Below are 18,321 nucleotides of genomic sequence, written 5' to 3' on the forward strand. Positions count from 1 at the left end.
GGCGCAGGGTCATTCCTCGTTGTTGCCCTTGGCGGCTTGCTCGGCACGGTGGCGCCAGAGTACCTCGTTTCCGCCATTGCGGCGGGCGAGGGTACGGGCGGTAACGAACAACAGATCGGACAGGCGATTCAGGTATTGCTGGCATTCGGCGCGTACCTCGGCATCGCGCGCCAGCGAAACCAGTCGCCGCTCGGCGCGGCGGCACACGGCCCGGGCCAGATGGCAGACCGAGGCCGGTCGGCTGCCGCCGGGCAGGATGAAATCGGTTAAGGGCGGTAGTTCGGCATTGAGGGCGTCGAGCTGCTGTTCCAGGTAAGCCACCTGCTCCGCGGTGACCAGTGCGTAGCCCGGTACCGATAGTTCGCCGCCCAGATTGAACAACACCTGCTGCACTTCGGTGAACAGCGGGTACAGTTGATCAGCGTTGTCCAGTTCGCTGTTGAGCAGCCCGAGGCAACTGTTGAGTTCGTCAATGTCGCCAATCGCTTCGATGCGGGCGTCATCCTTGGCGATCCGTGAACCATCGCCGAGGCCGGTGGTGCCTTTGTCACCGGTGCGGGTGTAGATTTTCGACAGGCGGTTGCCCATGGGTGCTCCTTGTGCGGCTGTGCGTCCGGCTGGCGTCCGGTTCAGTTGCCGTTGATGCGGCGGTTTACTTCGGTCACCAGCCAGTGGTGGGTGGGTGCCTCGATCTGCGTCTGCTCCGCCAGTTGGCAAAGGGTGCCGTTGATGCTGTCGAGCTCGGTACGGCGGCCGTGGCGAACATCCTGCAGCATGGAAGAGTAATTGCTGCCGGTGGCTTCGGCAACGACCAGCGCTCGGGTGAACAGCGGCTGGTCGAACAGCGGTTGGCCAAGCGCCTGGGCAATCGCCTCGGTTTCTGCGCACAGCGCAGCCATCTGCGCCCGCATCTCTGGCTGGCGGGCCAGCTCGCCATTCTGGCAGTCGTGAATCACGGTCAGGCCGTTGATCGCCGCGTTAAGGGCCAGTTTCTGCCACAGCCGGGTATCGATCTCGCTGTCGTAGCTGACGCCCAGCTCCAGTTCCAGCAGAGGCGCCAGCGGCGCGCTGCCCGCCAGCTTTGCGGCATGGTTGATCGGCCCCAGCCAAGTTTCTCCGAGACCCGCATGCACCACTTCGCGGGCATTGTGGCGGTACGCACCTTCGGTGGTGGTGCCGGCGTAAATGCGCAGCTGGGGCCAGCGGTGGGCGATCTGCTGCTGCGGGCCGTAACCGTTGTGGAGCACGACGATTACCGCATCGGGCGTCAGCCGATGGGCTATTGAGTCGAGCGCACTGACGCTCTGATACGCTTTGGTGGTGACCAGCAAGCGCCGAATCGGAGTGTCGGTCGCTGCGGTTTCTGCGGCCGCGTTGAAGCGGTAGCGTTGATCGCCATGGCAGAGGGTCAGGGTGCTGACGGGCTGATCCGCCGTGCGCAGGATCAGCCGGGGCGGGCATTGACGACGATTCAACCCCGCGGCGAACAGGGTGCCGATGCTACCGGCGCCGAGCAGGTGCCAGAACGGAGTTGAAGGCTGTGACATGGTTTGCGGCCTGACGGATGAAAGCGGCTAGCAGCTGGGTTAGAATCTCGGCTCTATTGTGCCATCCGTCCTACAACATCCCAAGGGAGTGAACGATGCCGTCTTTTGATGTGGTCTCAGAAATCGATATGCACGAAGTGCAAAACGCCGTGGATCAGGCCAATCGTGAAGTCTCCACCCGGTTTGATTTCAAAGGCGTTGACGCCCGCTTTGACCTCGGCGACAGCGACATTACCCTGACGGCAGAAGTCGATTTTCAGCTGCAGCAGATGATGGACATCCTGCGGGGTAAACTGGTTAATCGCAAGATCGACGTCAAAGCGATGGATATCAAGCCTCACGTCGCCAGCGGCATGAAGGTTAAACAGCAGGTGGTGCTCAAGCAGGGGCTGGATCAGCCCACGGCAAAAAAGATCACCAAGATGATCAAGGACCGCAAGATGAAAGTGCAGACTCAGGTCCAGGGTGATCAGGTGCGGGTCACCGGCAAGAAGCGCGACGATCTGCAGCAGGCGATCGCCATGTTGCGTGAAGCGGAGCTGGATGTGCCGTTGCAGTACACCAATTTCCGTGACTGAGGCCGGCGCGACGTTTCACTCACCTGCCCGCGAGGCCGCTTTTGAACGCTGACCGCTCCTCCGCGCTGTGGAACGCCATTTTTAATCGAAGGATGCTGATCTGCATCCTCACCGGTTTTTCCTCGGGCTTGCCGCTCTACATCCTTTATCAACTGGTGCCGGCCTGGCTCCGTGATGAAGGCGTGAGCTTGGAAACCATCGGTCTGTTTTCGCTGGTGGCCTTCCCCTACACATGGAAGTTTCTCTGGTCGCCGGCGCTGGACCGCTATGTGCCGCCGCTGTTTGGCCGCCGCCGCGGGTGGATGATCCTGACCCAGTTGGCGCTGCTGTTGTCGATCGCCGCCTTTGCGCTGTTTAATCCCACCGATTCGATCACTGCGGTGGCTTATGTGGTGTTTGCGGTGGCGCTGTTCAGTGCCACGCAGGATATCGTGCTGGATGCCTATCGGCGCGAGTTGCTGCCCGATGAGGAGCTGGGGCTGGGCAATTCGCTGTTTGTGAATGCCTACCGTTTTTCCAGCCTGGTGCCGGGCTCGCTGGCGCTGATTCTGGCTGATCAGTTGCCCTGGGAGACCGTTCATCTGGTGGTGGCCGCGTTCATGCTGGTGGGGTTGCTGACGTCGCTGTTTGCGCCCGAACCGGTCACCGGTGCGCCACCGCTGACATTGCGGGCGGCGGTGGTAGAGCCTTTCCACGAGTTTTTCTCCCGTTCGACCCTGCGCACCGCGCTGGCGGCGCTGGGTTTTATTCTGCTCTACAAGCTGGGTGACAGCATGGCCACGGCACTGTCGACGCCGTTCTATCTCGATCTGGGCTTCAGCAAAACGGAGATCGGCACCATCGCCAAGGGCGCATCGCTGGGGGCGTCGATTGTCGGCGGTCTGGTGGGCGGCGTGGTAATGATCAAACTGGGTATCAATCGCTCGTTGTGGATCTTTGGCGTGGTACAGGTGGTATCGATTCTGGGGTTCGCGGCGCTGGCGGAGATCGGCGCCAACCCCTCCGCCCTGTTTGCCGTGGTGGCGTTCGAGTATTTTGGCGTCGGCCTCGGTACGGCGGCGTTTGTGGCCTTCATGGCGCGGCTGACTGACAAGCGTTTTACCGCGACGCAGTTGGCGCTGTTTACCAGTCTGGCTAGTATTCCGCGTACCTTTGCTAACGCCAGCACCGGCTTTCTGGTGGAGGCGATGGGCTATACCGATTTCTTTCTGCTTTGCGCCCTGATCGCCTTGCCCGGCATGTTGATGCTGTTCTGGGTGGCGCCCTGGAGTGGACCGCGTCAGCCAACCGGCGCTGCTTCCATATCTCAATAGTAAATAAGAATCATTTGCATTAAGGCTCTGTTCTTGTCTATTATCTAGCCCGACGTGCACTTGGGTACGTCCGGCAAATGGAGGCGAGAATGATGACCTACATCGTAGATGCATGGCTGGAGCAACCCCAGCCACGGCTGCGGGTGACTGACCGTCGCAGCGGACGGGTGCTGATCGACTGGGGGGCCGAACGGGTGCGCGGTTTATTGGAGCGCGGCGATCTGGTGGTGACCGACTTTTGCTGCAGCCCGCAGCGGGTGCAAGACACGGTACGGGAACTGTTCCTGCTCGCTTGCTGCCGCTGTGACGAGTCAGGGTTGCCAGCGATACCGCGTCAATGACACCCGATTACCCTGGATCTCGATGCCCTCATCCAGTAGTCGTGCGCGCTGGCGGCGATAGCCGTCGGAGTCGATCGGGAAGCTGATCCGGCCGCTGGCGTTGATCACTCGGTGCCAGGGCAGGGTGGTGTCGGCTGGCAGCTTCTTCAAGGTGCTACCCACCAAGCGCGCGGCGCGGGGGAGGCCTGCTAGTTCGGCCAATTGACCATAGGTAACCACCCGTCCAAAAGGCACGGCGGCGAGGGTTTGCAGAAGTTGCTGCTGGCGCTGCTGTGATTCGCTCATAGCGCGATCCTAGCCCTTTTCTGTGTAGCCGTACCAGTGTGCAGGTTTTAGCGGATGGCTTGAATCGGCGCAGAGCGGTCTTTAGTTCAAGGCCGGGCAGTATGGATTTTAAGCTATTTATCTGCGCTGATTGAAAGCCTCTCTTCCGCCCACCCGGGCGGCCCTATTCTTTGGCAAACGTTCCAAAGAACAGGGGAAGAAAGAACTACTTGTGCCTTATGCTCCCCTGGTTCCGCCGCCCTACGGGTCCACTGCGCGCGGCAACGGTGATTCTGGCGGATCGGACGGCACCTGCCTGTGCCGCAATCCGGCTCGGCGTCCATGCCTCGCCCCGCGCTTTGCGCGGGCCTGATCGAATCCCCGTCACCGTGCTCATCGGCTCCAAAGGGGCCAAGTCGCAGCCGGATTACCGCATTCTTACTCAAGCCAGAAAAACAGATAACGGCACCCTGAGAGCGGCTGGCACCCCCGGCCCTTCGAAAGACGACGAGCACTGAATGCCCTTGAGGGTTTCAGCCCGCAGGGGCAAGGCCCGGATGGCCGCCGCCGCAACAGTATGGCCAGGGACGGCCATTCTGTTGTGCCCCTCAAGGGCGTTCAGCGCGCAGGTCCCGTAGGGCGGCTTTTGTGGGCGAGTGTTTTTTGGTTACTTTTTGTCACGACGGACAAAAAGTGACCCGCCCGGGTGGGCGGAACAAAGACTATCTGATTGCACTGGAAGGAGATTGAAACACCGTTTATAGAAGCAATCTCAGATGTCCGCTCTGCGCCGTATTCGGCCACAGCAGCCTAAATCGGTCGACATAAAAAAGCCGGCGTAATGCCGGCTTGGTAGATCAGGAGGTCGAGAACTTACAGACGCAGGGCACCGTCGACTTCGATCACGCGACCGCTGAAGTAGTCGTTTTCCAGAATAAACGCGACCGCGTGGGCGATCTCATCCGGTTCACCGACCCGCTTAGCCGGGATGCCGGCGGTCATTTTGTCCAGCGCTTCGGGCTTCATGTTCATCACCATCTCGGTACCGATAAAGCCCGGGGCGATGGCGCCGGTGCGGATGCCGAAACGGGCCAGCTCTTTGGCCCAGGTGGTGGTCAGGGCAACCACGCCCGCCTTGGCAGCGCTGTAGTTGGTCTGGCCCATGTTGCCGGCGCGCGAGATGCTGGAGATGTTGACGATACAGCCCTCAGAGCCGGTTTCGATCATCTTGGTGGCGGCTTCGCGACCGCACAGGAACACGCCGGTTAGATTGACGTCGATCACCTGACGCCATTGATCCAGTGACATGCGCTTGGTGACTTCACCATCTTTGGCTTTGATAAACATGGCGTCACGGGTGATGCCTGCGTTGTTGACCAGGCCGTGAATTGCACCGAACTCTGCGACAATGCTGTCGAACACCTCGGTTACCGAGGATTCGTCCGCCACGTTGGCAACGTAGGCGCGGGCTTCCACGCCCAGTTCCAGACAGAGACCAACGGTTTCATCCAGTGCTTCCGGATTCATGTCGATCAATGCAGGTTTGGCGCCTTTTTTCGCCAGATGAAGAGCCATGGCGCGGCCGAGTCCTTGTCCACCGCCGGTAATTACGATCACTTTATCTTGCAGATTCATAACGCAATCTCGAATTAGAGCCCCCGTTATCGGGAGAGTGATTGGTTTAGGGTTTTCCCTTATTTCGAACGGGAATGCTACCGTTCGCAGCGGGGAGGGTCAATCTAGACCATGGTCAAAAATGCTGCGTTGCATCATGAATTCTGTGTTTAGATGCCTCTCTGAGAGCTCGGAAACGAGCCGGTCACGGGTCGTTTCCGGTGGTAAAGCCTTACCGCGCGGTCTTCCTGTGTGCGGTTGCGGGAGAAACTATGCCTTTTTTGTTCGTGCTGTTCGTGGTGCTGCCGCTGACAGAGATTGTCATCCTGATTCAGGTCGGGCAGGCGATTGGTGCCTGGTATACGATTGGCCTGGTGCTGCTGTCTGCCTTTATTGGGGTCAACATGTTGCGCCAACAGGGATTGTCTACCCTGCTGCGTGCTCGCAGTCGCATGGATAGCGGTGAGATTCCGGCCAAAGAGATGGTCGAAGGGTTGATTCTCGCAGTGGGCGGGGCGTTGTTGGTGACTCCCGGATTCGTCACCGACGCTATCGGCTTCAGCTGTCTGATTCCGGTGTTGCGCAATCGCATCGTCAAAGAGTTGCAGAAACGGTCGGTGGTGATGGTCAATGGCCAGATGCAAGGGGGGCGCGAGCATGAGGGGCCCTTCCGCGATTCAGCCAGCGGCCACGATGCCGGTCCGTTTCGCTCCAGGCCCGGGCGCCACGGCTCAGGTCGCTCTTCTGATGGTGGTGACGTGATCGACGGTGAGTACCGCCGCGAGGACTGAGCAGATGGGCGGAAACACCACGCAGCGCTGGCCACGCTTGGTGGCTGAAGGCGTGGCAGGGCCGGTTCAGTGCCTGATTACCCCATCCAGGAAAAAAAAGTCCGTTTTTTTTCTCCATGGCGGTTGAATTCGATTCAGCCGGCCCCATTTTCCTGTTCAGCCGGGCGCGGGGCATTCCCCGCCCGATACAGGCTAAGTCAAACAAGACTGTATTTTATTATCAGGAGAGAGACTCACATGAGCATTCGTCCACTTCACGATCGTGTTGTTGTTCGTCGCAAAGAGGAAGAAACCACTACCGCATCCGGTATCGTGCTTCCGGGTTCCGCGGCTGAGAAGCCCAACCAGGGTGAAGTGATCGCCGTTGGTAAAGGCCGTATTCTGCAAAACGGTGAAGTTCAGCCGATGGACGTTAAAGCGGGCGATACCGTACTGTTCGGTCAGTACGCGGGTAGCACTGTCAAGGTTGACGGTGAAGAGCTGCTGATCATGAGCGAAACCGACATCCTGGGTGTGGTCGAGTAAGCGCTGCGCTTATTCCCAACCCCGTTATTCATTCAAGAATTTAAGCAATAGGATTCGATAACAATGGCTGCAAAAGACGTAAAATTCGGCGATTCCGCGCGCTCCAAAATGCTCAAAGGCGTCAACGTACTGGCTGACGCGGTAAAAGCGACTCTGGGTCCGAAAGGTCGCAACGTGGTACTGGAAAAGTCCTTCGGCGCGCCGACCATCACCAAAGACGGTGTGTCTGTTGCTAAAGAGATCGAACTGAAAGACAAGTTCGAGAACATGGGCGCACAGATGGTTAAGGAAGTAGCGTCCCAGGCCAACGATGTGGCTGGCGACGGGACGACCACCGCCACCGTACTGGCGCAGGCGATCGTGACCGAAGGCCTGAAGTCCGTTGCCGCGGGTATGAACCCGATGGACCTCAAGCGTGGTATCGACAAGGCCTCCGCTGCGGTGGTTGCTGAACTGCAGAAAATGGCCACCCCCTGTGCCGATTCCAAGGCGATTGCCCAGGTAGGCACCATCTCTGCCAACAGCGACACCCAGGTGGGTGACATCATCGCCCAGGCGATGGAAAAGGTCGGCAAAGAGGGTGTTATCACCGTTGAAGAAGGTTCCGGTCTCGAGAACGAGCTGGATGTGGTTGAAGGTATGCAGTTCGATCGCGGTTACCTGTCCCCCTACTTCATCAACAAGCAGGAGAACATGTCTGTCGAGCTGGAAAGCCCTTATATCCTGCTGGTCGACAAGAAAGTTTCCAACATCCGCGAGTTGCTGCCGGTTCTGGAAGCCGTTGCTAAATCTTCTGCGCCGCTGCTGATCATCGCTGAAGATGTTGAAGGCGAAGCGCTGGCAACACTGGTTGTTAACAACATGCGCGGTATCGTTAAGGTGGCTGCGGTTAAAGCACCGGGCTTCGGCGATCGTCGTAAGGCGATGCTGGAAGATATCGCTATCCTCACCGGCGGTACCGTAATCTCTGAAGAGGTTGGCCTGACTCTGGAAGGCGCGACCATCGAGCATCTGGGCCAGGCGAAGAAGGTTCAGATCACCAAAGAGAACACCACTGTGGTTGACGGTGTGGGCGAGCACGCTGCGATTGAAGCACGCGTCGGCCAGATTCGCGCCCAGATCGCTGAAACCTCTTCCGACTACGACCGTGAGAAGCTGCAAGAGCGCGTGGCCAAGCTGGCTGGCGGTGTTGCCGTGATCAAGGTCGGTGCGGCGACTGAAGTTGAAATGAAAGAGAAGAAAGCCCGCGTTGAAGACGCGCTGCATTCTACCCGCGCTGCGGTTGAAGAAGGTGTGGTTGCCGGTGGCGGTGTCGCGCTGGTTCGTGCGCTGCAGACCGTTGGTGCGCTGGAAGGTGACAACCACGACCAGACCGTGGGCATCAAGCTGGCCTTCCGTGCCATGGAAGCGCCGCTGCGTCAGATCGTTGCCAACGCCGGTGACGAAGCCTCTGTAGTTCTGGCCAATGTTGCTGAAGGCAAAGGTAACTACGGCTACAACGCGGCGACCGGTGAGTACGGCGACATGATCGAAATGGGTATCCTGGATCCGGCGAAAGTAACCCGTTCTGCGCTGCAGGCGGCCGCTTCCGTTGCGGGTCTGATGATCACCACCGAAGCGATGGTTGCCGAGCACCCGGAAGAGAGCGCGGCCCCGGCCATGCCTGACATGGGCGGCATGGGCGGCATGGGCGGCATGGGCATGATGTAATCAGCCCGGTCCCTGACCCTTTGAAACCCCGGCCTCGGCCGGGGTTTTTCGTTCTGAGGGGGGCAGCGAGTTGTGGCAGATGCCTGTTCTGCGCTGGCGTGATTCGGGGTCAGGTTCAGGTTGTTACTCCGGCGTCCGCCAGAAAAGAGCGCAAGAAGCGCTCCGCTGCACGGCAGTTCTCCGCCGCTTGAGGCGTTAAACCTTCGGCGATATGGGCGAACTGGTAGCCGCGAATGCCGAGCAGGTAAACCTGTGGTTCGGCCTGAAACAGGGTTCTAGCCAGTTGCAACACCGCGCCGGGAGAGACCGAATGGGTGCTGAAGCTCATCGTTGCCGATGCGCTCAGTGGCTGAAAGTAAAACGGGGCGTCACCATCGACGGTGGCGTCGACCAGAATTACCTGCGGGTGCCGGGATAGGTCCCAGGCGTTCTCCACGCTCAGCTGGTAATCCGACTCCAGTTGCACGCCAGATGGCGGATCCTGCTCGAGAGCCTCGATCAACGCCGGCCCGAGGCCGTCGTCCTGGCGGCCCGGATTACCGTAGCCGAAGACCAGCACCCGGTTTTTCAACTCCGCGCTGGCGGTCATCGCCTGTTCTGCTCCCGTCGATCGATGAGTTGCCCTGAGGCATCGACGAGCTCGATCTCCAGCGGCATCTGGCCCAACGCATGGGTGGCGCAGGAGAGGCAGGGGTCGTAGGCACGAATCGCGACTTCGACGTGATTCAGCATGCCTTCGGTCACTCTCGGTTCGCCCGAGATGTACTGCTTGGCCACGGCCGCCACGGCACGATTCATCCCCTCGTTATTGTGGGTGGTGGAGACAATCAGGTTGCAGAACCGGACCTGATCGTTGGCATCCACTTTGTAGTGGTGGATCAGAGTTCCGCGCGGTGCTTCAATTACGCCGACACCCTCCTCGCGGCGTTCGCCCTTGACGACCAGATCTTTCCCCTGCAGGTCGTCGTCATGCAGCAGGTCGCGGATCTTCTCGACGCAATGCATGACCTCGATCATACGTGCCCAGTGATTGGCCAGGGTCATGGGATTGGGCTGGCCCTGCGTGAGCGCCTTGAGCTCACGGTGAGCGTTACCCGCCTCCGGAGTGTCGATAAATCCGGCGGTGTTCATCCGCGAAAGCGGGCCGACCCGGTACCAGCCGTCAAGATGGCCGCGGCTTTTGATAAAGGGGAACTTCATGTAGGACCAGGCACGTACCTCCTCGACCAGTTGCTGGTGGTACCCCTGATAGTCGAGCTGGTCGAAGATCGGATTGCCGGCGGCATCAATGGCGCGCAGGTTGCCGTGGTAGAGGTCAAGGGCCCCGTCTTCACGCACCAGCGACATGTGGCTGGAGGGGAAGGTGGCAAAATGTTGAACCAGCTCGAGATTGTCGAGGGAGTAGTCGCGGGCGATCTTCAGCGCTCCCTGACTCCAGCTGAGCATCTGGTCGATATCCTTCAGCAGTGCATCACGTTCAGTCAGGGAGAGGCTTTTGTTGATGCCGCCGGGAATGGCGCCGGTGCCGTGGATCTTCTTGCCAGCGGTTACCCGGATCACCTCCTGGCCGAACTTGCGCATCATTACCGCCTGCCGGGCCAGATCCGGGAATGCATTGATAACGCCAAAGATGTTGCGTTGGCTGGGATCGGCATCGAAGCCGAACAGCAGGTCGGGGGAGCAGAGATGAAAGAAGTGCAGCACGTGGCTCTGCATCACCTGACCGTAATGCATCAGCCGGCGCATCTTTTCTGCGGTGGGTGTCAGTCGATCAGCGCCGACAATGATGTCCATCGCTTTTGCGGCCGCCAGATGATGGCTGACCGGACAGATGCCGCACAGCCGTTGCACGATCACCGGTACTTCCCACAACAGGCGTCCGCGGATGAAGCGTTCAAAACCGCGAAACTCGACGATATGCAGGCGCGCTTCATCGACCTGATTCTGCTCGTTGAGGTGAATGGTGACCTTGCCGTGGCCCTCTACCCGGGTGACGGGATCGATCTCTATCACGCGTTTGCTCATGGGGTACTCCGGCCTTCAGTCATATTTGATCAGTTCGTAGGGCAGATCGGCGGGGCGGTTGTTGATCAGCGCCACCAGCGTTTGCCAAAGGGTGTCGCCGGATGGTGGGCAACCCGGAATCTGGTAGTCCACCCGCACCACATCCACGCAGGTGTACACTTTGTCCAGAATCAGCGGCAGTGCCGGATCGTTGGGAATCTGGTGGCTGGGGTTATACAGGTAAGGGCTGTCGATATATGCCTCGTCGAAGCATTCCTTGAGCGGGTCATCCGAGTGCATGATGGCGTTGCGCATTACCGGTAATCCGCCCATCACGGCGCACTGGCCGATCGCTACCAATACGTCGCAGTTGCTGCGAAAGTCGCGCAGCGTATGCACGTTCTCTTCATTGCAGCAGCCGCCTTCGATCAGGCCGATATCGCAGCGCCGGGTAAAGCGCTTGAGGTCGTTGAGCGGGGATCGATCGAATTCGACCAGTTCTATCAGGTCCAGTATCCGCTCGTCGATATCCAGCAGTGACATGTGGCAGCCAAAGCAGCCGGCCAGCGATGCGGTGGCGATCCGTTTTTTATGTTGCTCTGCCATCACTCCTCTCCTTGGCGCCAGGTTTCCTCACGATGGGCGGCGCCACTGCGGTTGCCCTCGATGTTCGACCCTATCGGCTGGTGGTCGAAGCTGCGTTCGCCTATCGGTTTGTAGAACCCCATCCCTTTCTGAATGATGCAGCCCACGGGGCAGGTTTCCAGTGCGATGGCGCAGTCATCAATGCTGGCATCGGTGGCCAGCAGGTTGTCACCGTTGACCCCCACTTTTTTATCAATGCCGCGGCCCACATAGCCGAACACCGACTTGCCATCGATATCACGTGAAGCGCGAATGCAGCGTCCGCAGCGGATACAGCGGTTGGTATCGAGGACGATGTCGGGGTGGCTGGCATCCACTGGTCTGGCCGGCTGCAGGTAGGGGTATTTGGTTGGCTGACTGATACCCAGGCGGTAGCCCATCGCTTGCAGCTCACAGCGCCCGCTGGCTTCGCAGATGGGACACAGATGGTTGCCTTCGTGGAACAGCATTCGGACCAGGTCGCGGCGATAGTTGGTCAGCTCCAGCGTGTCGTTCTCGACCTCGATGTCGGCCGCAGCCGGCTGGGTGCAGGCGGCTGCGGTGCGCCCGTTGACTTTGACCGTACAGACCCGGCAGCTGCCCTGCGGCTCCAACCCCTCGACGTCACAGAGGCGGGGGATGTATATGCCGGCGGCATCGGCCGCTTGCATGATAGATTGTCCCGGCTCGGCCAGAACTTCGACGCCGTCGATCTGAAAGCGGATCGGTGTGTTCATGCCGGGGCCTCCTTGTCGCTATTGGTGCTGTCGCTGTAGCTCGGGTCGTAGATGAAGGAGCGTCGTTTGGCCAAGCGACGAGATTCCTCCAGTGCCCGTTGAATATCGAATCCTGCCTGCCAGCCATCGTCGCGCTCCTTTACCAGCGCCGAGTAGACGAGCGGAAAATTCTGCAAGCTCGACAGGATAGGGTTGGGTGAAGTCTGGCCCAAGCCGCAGCGGCTGGTTTTTGCGATGGTGTCGCCCAGTTCCTGCAGATACGCGAGGTCCTGCGGCGAGGCCAACCCCTGCCGTACCTTGCTGATCCGTTCATGCAGAAATACGTTGCCTACGCGGCAGGGGGTGCAGTAACCGCAGCTCTCCTCGACGAAGAACGCCATGTAGTACTCGACGATCTCGAGGATGTTGCGGCGATCGTTGAACACCACCACCGCGCCTGCGGTGGAGAGGTCTTCAAAGCAGATCCGGCGTTCAAAGGCGGTCTGGCTGATCAGCTCTCCGCTGGGGCCTCCGACCAGAACGGCGGCAGGGTCTCGGGCGCCGGCGGCGATGAGCAATTCGTCGACGGTGACGCCGAAGGGCAGCTCGTAGATACCGGGTCGGTCGCAGTCGCCGCAGATGCTGAATAGCTTGGTTCCCGCACTGGCGGCGGTACCGAAGCCCCGGAACCAGGCGGCACCCCGGGTCAGAATACGAGCGGCGCAGCAGAAAGTCTCAACGTTATCGACCACCGAGGGGTAGCCCAGATAGCCACGCTCAGCGGTAAAGGGTGGGCGGGTCTTGGGCTCGCCGCGCTGGCCTTCGCAGGAGCTGATCAAGGCGCTCTCTTCACCACACATGTAGGCGCCGGCACCCAGTTGCAGGCGGATATCAAAATCAAATCCCGGACGGCCGCCGATGCTGCACCCAAGGCGGTGTTGCTGTCGCCGTTGTGACAGCACCGATTCCAGATGCTGCTTGAGGTAGCTGTATTCACCACGAAGATAGATAATGCCGTGCGCGGCCCCGACGGCGAGGGCTGCGATGGTCATCCCCTCGATCATCAGTTCGGCGTGTTCGGTGAGCAGCACGCGATCCTTGAAGGTCCCGGGTTCGCCTTCATCGGCGTTGCAGAAGATATAGCGCTGTTCGGCAATCGTGTTGGCGGCGGTGCGCCACTTGCGGCCGGTGGGGAATCCGGCCCCGCCGCGGCCGCGTAGCTGTGAATCCTCGATCCGTTGCAGAATGGCGTCGCTATTCAGCGTCAGTGCCACATCAAGGCCGGCGTCGGCAGGCGCGTCGTTGAGGAGTACTGCACCGCGATGGCGGATCTGATTGTGCACCTCGACAGCGATCTGCGGGTGTGCGTTGTTGCCCTCGCCGGCAGCCGTATTCAGTTTTGCCGGGTCGCCATGATGGCGGAGTTCAGCGATGATCTCCACCACCCGCTGGGGAGTCAGGCGGGTGACGGGGGTGTCGTTGATCAATGCGGCGGGGGCTTGGTCGCTGAGTCCGATACAGGGCGTCCAGTCGAGCGAAAAAGTCCCATCGGCGCTGGTTTCACCCATGCGGATGCCGAGTTGTTGCTCGAACGCACGGGCAATCGCGGGCATTCCCTGAAAGCGGTCGACAATATCGTCACACAGGCGGATGGCTATGTCGCCCTTGCGCGGGCTCGAAAAAAAACTGTAGAAGCTGGCAACCTCTTCGACCTCTATTCGGGCACAGTTCAGTTGCTGAGCAATCTGGGCGATTGAACGGTGATCGATGCAGCGCAGTTCGCGCTGTACGTCGAGCAGGATGTCCATCAGTCGCAGGCGATCGTTACCAACCCGCTGACAGGCCTGGTTCACAATCCGAGTCTGGTCATCCATAACCCCTCCGTAGTGTTTCCTTGGCGACCGATGTCGCAACTGTGCTCGCCATCGACTCAAACCAATGACTCATTAATGTCATTATTAAGCGTAGGGTAATTTGGATTGATTGGCGCCGCGGCCGGAGAAGATTTTGCTCACAGGAAGTCTCTTCCCATGGCGGACCACCGGCTCCTGGCGCGGGTAGCGGCAGTTAGCGCTGGTGCTGCATCGGGAAGCTGGTTATGCTTCGCTAACCATCGCTTAGGAGGATTTCCCATGGTGAAACGCTTTGCCGCTGAAACCATCGCCGAACTGGAATTTCTGGCACGCTACGATCTGGACTCGCTGCAAAGCGGGATCAAAGTGCATCATGATGCACCGGCTGACGTTATCGCCGCCTCCGAGCGTTTGTTTGACAAGGGGATGGTCAGCCAGGCGGATGGTGGCTACCTTACCGACCGCGGCGTTGAGGCCGCCCAGGCGTTGGAGCGCGCTTTGGCATTGCTGGGTGTGCAGGACTAGACCGCCAATTATCAATCACATATAGAGGACGCTATGGTACGGGACGACGATATCGGTGAGGTACCCAATCTGGGGCCCGCACGGGACGAACTGGATGAGCCGCGGGTAAAGCCGAAACCGGCCGCCAAACCCAAGCCGATACCCGAGGCCCCCAAGGCGCCGCGTCCGCCATCCGCCCCACGTGCCAGCGGTCACGGCCACGGGTTTATCTATCTGATGTTGCTGCTGGTAATAGTGGCAGCCACGGGTTTCGGTTTCTGGAGTCAACAGCGGGCAACCCTGCTGCAGTCCCAGCTGCTTGGCATGCAGCAGCAACAACAGATAGCTGACGGCAAAATTGCCGCCCTTGAAGCCCTGATCAGCACCACCGATGAAAATGCATCGAAATCCGGTGCAGCGTTGCAGGCCCAGGTGAAGAAGATTCTGCAGCAGCAGGAGGGGCGGATTGCGCATGTAGATTCGGAAATAGCCAAGTTGTGGACCGTGGCACACCAGCGTAACCGCCCCAAGATTGAAGAGCTGGAAAAAAGCGTCGCGGGAATCGACAAGCAGCTCGCTTCCGTGGATAAGCGTGTTGGTGCAGTCGCGACTCAGGTCGAGCAAAGTGGCAAGGTGTTGGCGTCGACCGGCAAACAGCTTAATGAGCTGACCGTGGCGCAAGCCCAGCAGCAGGATGCCCGGCGCCAACAGAGCGAGCAACTGCGGCTGCGTGATCAGGCTAACCAGGAGCTGGATGAACTGCAGGATGCGCAGCTTAAGCAGCTCAGTGAGCAGCTGGCTGCGCTGAAAAAGAATCCGCAGTTACCCGCCAAAGCGGCGGCACAACTGGAAGAGCAGGGACGTTCGATCGAATCGATCAATGCGTTCCGCAAGCAGATCAATCAAGAGGTTTTGCGCCTGCGTGAACGGATTAACGACGTGCAGCTGCAGATTCCCAATAAGCCTGCATCCTGAGGGGTTGAATGTTTTTTGTACAGGTGAAAAAATGACGGGCCTGCTCAAGCTTACGGTGCCCGCCCTACCGCGATGACCATTCGTTCTTTTTTTGCGATTCCGCTGAAACCCGCGGTCACCCGCCGTTTGGCCGATCACGCTGATACCCTCAGTGTGCTGGATGACCACGGGGTGGTGAACTGGACCGATGCCGATAGTTACCACCTGACCCTGTGCTTTCTCGGTGAGATTACTCTGGATCAGGTGGTGGCGCTGGAGCAGCGGGTGCTGGAGCAGTTGCGGGGCTGGCCGGTGTTTCAGCTGACCCTGGACCGGGCCGAGTACTTTCAGGTCAATGATCGCCTCAGCCTGCTGGCGGCATTGACCGAAAGCCGGCCGGAGTTGCTGGCGTTGCAGCAGCGGATGGTGGAGCTGGTCAACGACGCTGGCATCGTGGTTAAAGATCGCGATTTCACCCCTCATGTTACCCTTGGCCGTTTGAGCCCGGAGGCGCCTTTTGCGGCACCGGATCTATGGCCGGCGCTGAATCAGCCCATGTGCGCCGACGCGGTGGTGCTGTACCAGAGTAAGCCGGGGGCCAAAGGATCGGTCTATACCCCCTTGTTTGATATTCGGCTGGAGCACGGGGTTGAATCGCCGTTGCTTACGGCCACGCAGAAGTAATCCGAGACTCCCCATGTTTACACCCGAACTGCTGTCCCCTGCGGGGACACTGAAGAATATGCGTTACGCTTTTGCTTACGGTGCCGATGCGGTCTACGCCGGGCAGCCGCGGTACAGCCTGCGTGTACGCAACAACGACTTCAAGCTGGAAAACCTGGCCACCGGTATCGCCGAAGCTCACGCGCAAAACCGCAAGTTCTATCTGGCCAGCAACATCATGCCCCACAATAGCAAACTCACCACCTATCTGGCGGATATGGAGCCGGTGATCGCCATGGGACCGGATGCGCTGATCATGTCCGATCCGGGGTTGATCATGCTGGTGCGCGAGCGCTGGCCGGAAGTGCCAATTCATCTGTCGGTGCAGGCCAATGCGATGAACTGGGCCACGGTAAAGTTCTGGTACAGTGTCGGGGTCGAGCGGGTGATCCTGTCGCGGGAGCTGTCACTGGATGAGATTGAAGAGATCCGCCAGCGCTGCCCTGAGATGGAGCTGGAGGTGTTTGTTCACGGCGCGCTCTGTATCGCCTATTCCGGACGTTGTCTGTTGTCCGGTTATATCAATCACCGCGATCCCAATCAGGGTACCTGCACCAATGCCTGCCGCTGGAAGTACGATGCTCATGAAGCCAAAGAGGATGCCTCCGGTGACCTGGTGCCTGCTGAGAGCTCGCTATCTGCTGAGGGCTCTGCGCCGGTGCAGCCGTTCGATCCGGCTACCGATGAAAGCAGACCGCAACTGGGTGAGGGCAAACCCACCGACAAGATCTTTCTGTTGCAGGAGCAGACCCGCCCCGGCGAGTACATGCCGGCGTTCGAGGATGAGCACGGTACCTACATCATGAACTCCAAGGATCTGCGTGCCATTCAGCATGTGGAGCGGCTCACCAAGATGGGTGTGCATTCGCTCAAAATCGAAGGGCGCACCAAGTCCCACTATTACGTGGCCCGCACGGCTCAGGTTTACCGCAAGGCGATCGACGATGCCGCCGCAGGTCGTCCCTTCGACAAGGGGCTGATGGATGTGCTGGAGAATCTGGCCAACCGCGGTTACACAGAGGGCTTCTACCGCCGTCACGTGCATGACGAGTACCAGAACTACCAGACCGGCAATTCGGTCGGCGTGCACCAGCAGTTCGTGGGTGAGGTAATCGGCCTCAACGACGGCATGTTGGAGATCGACGTCAAGAACCGCTTTGAGAAGGGCGACACCCTGGAGCTGATGACCCCTCAGGGTAACCGCCGCTTCCGTCTTGACGAGATGATCAACCGTAAGGGACAGGTGGTGGATGCCGCGCCCGGCAACGGCCATGTGGTGCGGATTCCGCTGCCACTGGAGGCGGATATGAGCCATGCGCTGCTGATGCGTGACCTCGGCAACGCCCCCAAAGGTTGATGGAAGGAATCTGCCGCGATATGGATGTCGCCCGTTACCGTTTTTCCCGCGCGTTGCGCCCCTTTTCATTGGTGGTGGCGCTGATCTCCTGTGGTCTGGGTATCGCACTGGCACTGGCTGATAGCGGGCCGTTGTGGGCGGCAGCGGTGACATTGCTGGCGGGGGTGCTGCTGCAATCCGGTGTCAACCTGATCAATGATCACAGTGACCTGCACCTGCTGCCGGCGAGCGTGCAGGGTGAACAGGCGGCGGCGTGCATCCGGCGCAACCACCGCATCGGGCTGGGCCTGTTTGTGGTGGTGGGGCTGCTGGCACTGCCGCTGCTGTGGCACGCCGGTTGGCCGCTGTTGCTGTTGGCGCTGATCGGTCTGGTGGGCGCCATTGGTTACACTCAGGAGCCGATCAACTACAAGCGCCGTGGTCTGGGCGTGCCGCTGGTGTTCTGGTTGATGGGCGTACTGATGGTCTGCGGGGCCTATCTGGCGGTGGCCGGTAGCTGGCGTGATGATCTATGGTGGCGTTCGTTGCCGGTGGCCTGTCTGACCGCGCTGTTGCTGCTGAGCAACGAGCTGCGTGATTGGGAAGAGGACAGCGAGCGAGGCATTCGCACCCTCTGCGTGCGCTGGGGCTACGAGGTCGGGCGGTCGATCTATTTATCGCTGCTGGGCGCCAGCCTGTTGCTGCCGTTGGCGATGGCCTTGGCTGGGCAGCTGGAGCGGGTCTGGTTGCTGCTGCCGGTGCTGCTGCTGGTGCCTGCGCTGATCAGGCTGACCCGTGCAGAGGCTGCTGAACGGATCGCGCTCACCCCGCTGACCGGTCGTTTCATGGCGCTGACCGGCGTCCTTTATATTGCGGCTTCGCTCCAGCCTTAGCCGCTCCGGGGTTAGACAAAGGCACAAACGC

General features: G+C 59.8%; 20 protein-coding genes. 11 read left to right on the forward strand and 9 right to left on the reverse strand.

Annotated elements, in window-relative coordinates:
* Window positions 1-9: 9 nt before the first annotated feature.
* Both JJQ76_RS09535 and JJQ76_RS09540 read right to left on the reverse strand, forming a co-directional pair.
* Window positions 10-588, reverse strand: coding sequence for a cob(I)yrinic acid a,c-diamide adenosyltransferase (locus JJQ76_RS09535; protein WP_210396581.1), 579 nt, complete (start codon window positions 586-588; stop codon window positions 10-12).
* 41 nt (window positions 589-629) lie between these two features.
* Window positions 630-1,547, reverse strand: a complete 918-nt coding sequence (locus tag JJQ76_RS09540; protein ID WP_210396582.1) for a 2-dehydropantoate 2-reductase — start codon at window positions 1,545-1,547, stop codon at window positions 630-632.
* A gap of 95 nt (window positions 1,548-1,642) precedes the next feature.
* Between JJQ76_RS09540 and JJQ76_RS09545 the strand changes: the two genes are divergently transcribed.
* The 3 genes from JJQ76_RS09545 to JJQ76_RS09555 all read left to right on the forward strand — a co-directional run bounded on the left by JJQ76_RS09545 (window position 1,643) and on the right by JJQ76_RS09555 (window position 3,779).
* Window positions 1,643-2,125 carry a YajQ family cyclic di-GMP-binding protein gene (locus JJQ76_RS09545; RefSeq protein WP_210396583.1) on the forward strand — a complete coding sequence of 161 codons (483 nt, stop codon included), beginning with the start codon at window positions 1,643-1,645 and terminating at the stop codon, window positions 2,123-2,125.
* A 41-nt stretch (window positions 2,126-2,166) separates the two neighbouring features.
* Window positions 2,167-3,438 carry an AmpG family muropeptide MFS transporter gene (locus JJQ76_RS09550; protein WP_246480535.1) on the forward strand — a complete coding sequence of 424 codons (1,272 nt, stop codon included), beginning with the start codon at window positions 2,167-2,169 and terminating at the stop codon, window positions 3,436-3,438.
* A gap of 89 nt (window positions 3,439-3,527) precedes the next feature.
* The gene (locus JJQ76_RS09555; RefSeq protein ID WP_210396584.1) at window positions 3,528-3,779 is read left to right on the forward strand and encodes a hypothetical protein; all 252 of its coding nucleotides are present in this window, start codon (window positions 3,528-3,530) and stop codon (window positions 3,777-3,779) included.
* Here JJQ76_RS09555 and JJQ76_RS09560 read toward each other — a convergent pair.
* The gene (locus JJQ76_RS09560; protein WP_210396585.1) at window positions 3,750-4,064 is read right to left on the reverse strand and encodes an MGMT family protein; all 315 of its coding nucleotides are present in this window, start codon (window positions 4,062-4,064) and stop codon (window positions 3,750-3,752) included. The two genes, JJQ76_RS09555 and JJQ76_RS09560, sit on opposite strands and share 30 nt — an antisense overlap.
* Window positions 4,065-4,916: 852 nt before the next feature.
* Window positions 4,917-5,678 (reverse strand): SDR family oxidoreductase, encoded by a 762-nt coding sequence (locus JJQ76_RS09565; protein ID WP_210396586.1) that lies wholly within the window; start codon window positions 5,676-5,678, stop codon window positions 4,917-4,919.
* Window positions 5,679-5,929: 251 nt separating this feature from the next.
* On the opposite strand from JJQ76_RS09565, the gene JJQ76_RS09570 reads away from it, so the two are divergent.
* From JJQ76_RS09570 to groL, 3 genes are all read left to right on the forward strand, one after another.
* Window positions 5,930-6,448 (forward strand): FxsA family protein, encoded by a 519-nt coding sequence (locus tag JJQ76_RS09570; protein ID WP_210396587.1) that lies wholly within the window; start codon window positions 5,930-5,932, stop codon window positions 6,446-6,448.
* 237 nt (window positions 6,449-6,685) lie between these two features.
* Window positions 6,686-6,973: a co-chaperone GroES gene (gene groES / locus JJQ76_RS09575; protein WP_210396588.1), complete on the forward strand. Its 288-nt coding sequence runs from the start codon at window positions 6,686-6,688 to the stop codon at window positions 6,971-6,973.
* A 63-nt stretch (window positions 6,974-7,036) separates the two neighbouring features.
* On the forward strand, window positions 7,037-8,683 hold the full coding sequence (gene groL / locus JJQ76_RS09580; RefSeq protein WP_210396589.1) for a chaperonin GroEL: 1,647 nt from the start codon (window positions 7,037-7,039) through the stop codon (window positions 8,681-8,683).
* 115 nt (window positions 8,684-8,798) lie between these two features.
* Here the strand turns inward: groL and JJQ76_RS09585 are convergent, their stop codons facing one another.
* Genes JJQ76_RS09585 through JJQ76_RS09605 form a run of 5 tightly spaced genes read right to left on the reverse strand, consistent with a single transcriptional unit; the run spans window position 8,799 to window position 13,901 of the window.
* Window positions 8,799-9,272 (reverse strand): hydrogenase maturation protease, encoded by a 474-nt coding sequence (locus JJQ76_RS09585; protein ID WP_210396590.1) that lies wholly within the window; start codon window positions 9,270-9,272, stop codon window positions 8,799-8,801.
* On the reverse strand, window positions 9,269-10,708 hold the full coding sequence (locus tag JJQ76_RS09590; protein WP_210396591.1) for a Ni/Fe hydrogenase subunit alpha: 1,440 nt from the start codon (window positions 10,706-10,708) through the stop codon (window positions 9,269-9,271). The genes JJQ76_RS09585 and JJQ76_RS09590 overlap by 4 nt, the downstream gene beginning before the upstream one ends.
* 15 nt (window positions 10,709-10,723) lie before the next feature.
* Window positions 10,724-11,293, reverse strand: a complete 570-nt coding sequence (locus JJQ76_RS09595; protein ID WP_210396592.1) for an NADH-quinone oxidoreductase subunit B family protein — start codon at window positions 11,291-11,293, stop codon at window positions 10,724-10,726.
* Complete coding sequence (locus JJQ76_RS09600; protein WP_210396593.1) at window positions 11,293-12,048, reverse strand: 2Fe-2S iron-sulfur cluster-binding protein; 756 nt, start codon at window positions 12,046-12,048, stop codon at window positions 11,293-11,295. The genes JJQ76_RS09595 and JJQ76_RS09600 overlap by 1 nt, the downstream gene beginning before the upstream one ends.
* On the reverse strand, window positions 12,045-13,901 hold the full coding sequence (locus JJQ76_RS09605) for an NAD(P)H-dependent oxidoreductase subunit E (protein ID WP_210396594.1): 1,857 nt from the start codon (window positions 13,899-13,901) through the stop codon (window positions 12,045-12,047). Before JJQ76_RS09605 ends, JJQ76_RS09600 begins: the two co-directional genes overlap by 4 nt.
* 258 nt (window positions 13,902-14,159) lie before the next feature.
* On the opposite strand from JJQ76_RS09605, the gene JJQ76_RS09610 reads away from it, so the two are divergent.
* The 5 genes from JJQ76_RS09610 (at window position 14,160) to JJQ76_RS09630 (ending at window position 18,290) form a co-directional block, all read left to right on the forward strand.
* Window positions 14,160-14,405 carry a TIGR02647 family protein gene (locus tag JJQ76_RS09610; RefSeq protein WP_210396595.1) on the forward strand — a complete coding sequence of 82 codons (246 nt, stop codon included), beginning with the start codon at window positions 14,160-14,162 and terminating at the stop codon, window positions 14,403-14,405.
* A 33-nt stretch (window positions 14,406-14,438) separates the two neighbouring features.
* Window positions 14,439-15,359, forward strand: a complete 921-nt coding sequence (locus tag JJQ76_RS09615; RefSeq protein ID WP_210396596.1) for a hypothetical protein — start codon at window positions 14,439-14,441, stop codon at window positions 15,357-15,359.
* 72 nt (window positions 15,360-15,431) lie between these two features.
* Entirely contained in the window at window positions 15,432-16,022 is a 591-nt protein-coding gene (gene thpR / locus JJQ76_RS09620; protein WP_210396597.1) for an RNA 2',3'-cyclic phosphodiesterase, read from the forward strand.
* Window positions 16,023-16,035: 13 nt separating this feature from the next.
* Window positions 16,036-17,418 carry a prephenate-dependent tRNA uridine(34) hydroxylase TrhP gene (trhP, locus tag JJQ76_RS09625; protein WP_210396598.1) on the forward strand — a complete coding sequence of 461 codons (1,383 nt, stop codon included), beginning with the start codon at window positions 16,036-16,038 and terminating at the stop codon, window positions 17,416-17,418.
* Window positions 17,419-17,438: 20 nt separating this feature from the next.
* A complete protein-coding gene (locus tag JJQ76_RS09630) occupies window positions 17,439-18,290 on the forward strand; it encodes a prenyltransferase (RefSeq protein ID WP_210396599.1) in 852 nt (283 codons plus the stop codon).
* The last annotated feature ends 31 nt before the right edge of the window (window positions 18,291-18,321 follow it).

Source organism: Motiliproteus sediminis (assembly GCF_017912535.1).
GTDB classification, from domain to species: domain Bacteria; phylum Pseudomonadota; class Gammaproteobacteria; order Pseudomonadales; family Balneatricaceae; genus Motiliproteus; species Motiliproteus sediminis.

Bases quoted from the DNA above. Each gene is read 5' to 3' on its own strand.
- JJQ76_RS09570 (WP_210396587.1), top strand. From the start codon at position 5,930: ATGCCTTTTTTGTTCGTGCTGTTCGTGGTGCTGCCGCTGACAGAGATT.
- JJQ76_RS09585 (WP_210396590.1), bottom strand. From the start codon at position 9,272: ATGACCGCCAGCGCGGAGTTGAAAAACCGGGTGCTGGTCTTCGGCTAC.
- groL (WP_210396589.1), top strand. From the start codon at position 7,037: ATGGCTGCAAAAGACGTAAAATTCGGCGATTCCGCGCGCTCCAAAATG.
- JJQ76_RS09555 (WP_210396584.1), top strand. From the start codon at position 3,528: ATGATGACCTACATCGTAGATGCATGGCTGGAGCAACCCCAGCCACGG.
- JJQ76_RS09630 (WP_210396599.1), top strand. From the start codon at position 17,439: ATGGATGTCGCCCGTTACCGTTTTTCCCGCGCGTTGCGCCCCTTTTCA.
- JJQ76_RS09595 (WP_210396592.1), bottom strand. From the start codon at position 11,293: ATGGCAGAGCAACATAAAAAACGGATCGCCACCGCATCGCTGGCCGGC.
- thpR (WP_210396597.1), top strand. From the start codon at position 15,432: ATGACCATTCGTTCTTTTTTTGCGATTCCGCTGAAACCCGCGGTCACC.
- JJQ76_RS09605 (WP_210396594.1), bottom strand. From the start codon at position 13,901: ATGGATGACCAGACTCGGATTGTGAACCAGGCCTGTCAGCGGGTTGGT.
- groES (WP_210396588.1), top strand. From the start codon at position 6,686: ATGAGCATTCGTCCACTTCACGATCGTGTTGTTGTTCGTCGCAAAGAG.
- JJQ76_RS09610 (WP_210396595.1), top strand. From the start codon at position 14,160: ATGGTGAAACGCTTTGCCGCTGAAACCATCGCCGAACTGGAATTTCTG.
- JJQ76_RS09540 (WP_210396582.1), bottom strand. From the start codon at position 1,547: ATGTCACAGCCTTCAACTCCGTTCTGGCACCTGCTCGGCGCCGGTAGC.
- JJQ76_RS09560 (WP_210396585.1), bottom strand. From the start codon at position 4,064: ATGAGCGAATCACAGCAGCGCCAGCAGCAACTTCTGCAAACCCTCGCC.
- JJQ76_RS09590 (WP_210396591.1), bottom strand. From the start codon at position 10,708: ATGAGCAAACGCGTGATAGAGATCGATCCCGTCACCCGGGTAGAGGGC.
- JJQ76_RS09545 (WP_210396583.1), top strand. From the start codon at position 1,643: ATGCCGTCTTTTGATGTGGTCTCAGAAATCGATATGCACGAAGTGCAA.
- trhP (WP_210396598.1), top strand. From the start codon at position 16,036: ATGTTTACACCCGAACTGCTGTCCCCTGCGGGGACACTGAAGAATATG.
- JJQ76_RS09600 (WP_210396593.1), bottom strand. From the start codon at position 12,048: ATGAACACACCGATCCGCTTTCAGATCGACGGCGTCGAAGTTCTGGCC.
- JJQ76_RS09615 (WP_210396596.1), top strand. From the start codon at position 14,439: ATGGTACGGGACGACGATATCGGTGAGGTACCCAATCTGGGGCCCGCA.
- JJQ76_RS09565 (WP_210396586.1), bottom strand. From the start codon at position 5,678: ATGAATCTGCAAGATAAAGTGATCGTAATTACCGGCGGTGGACAAGGA.
- JJQ76_RS09535 (WP_210396581.1), bottom strand. From the start codon at position 588: ATGGGCAACCGCCTGTCGAAAATCTACACCCGCACCGGTGACAAAGGC.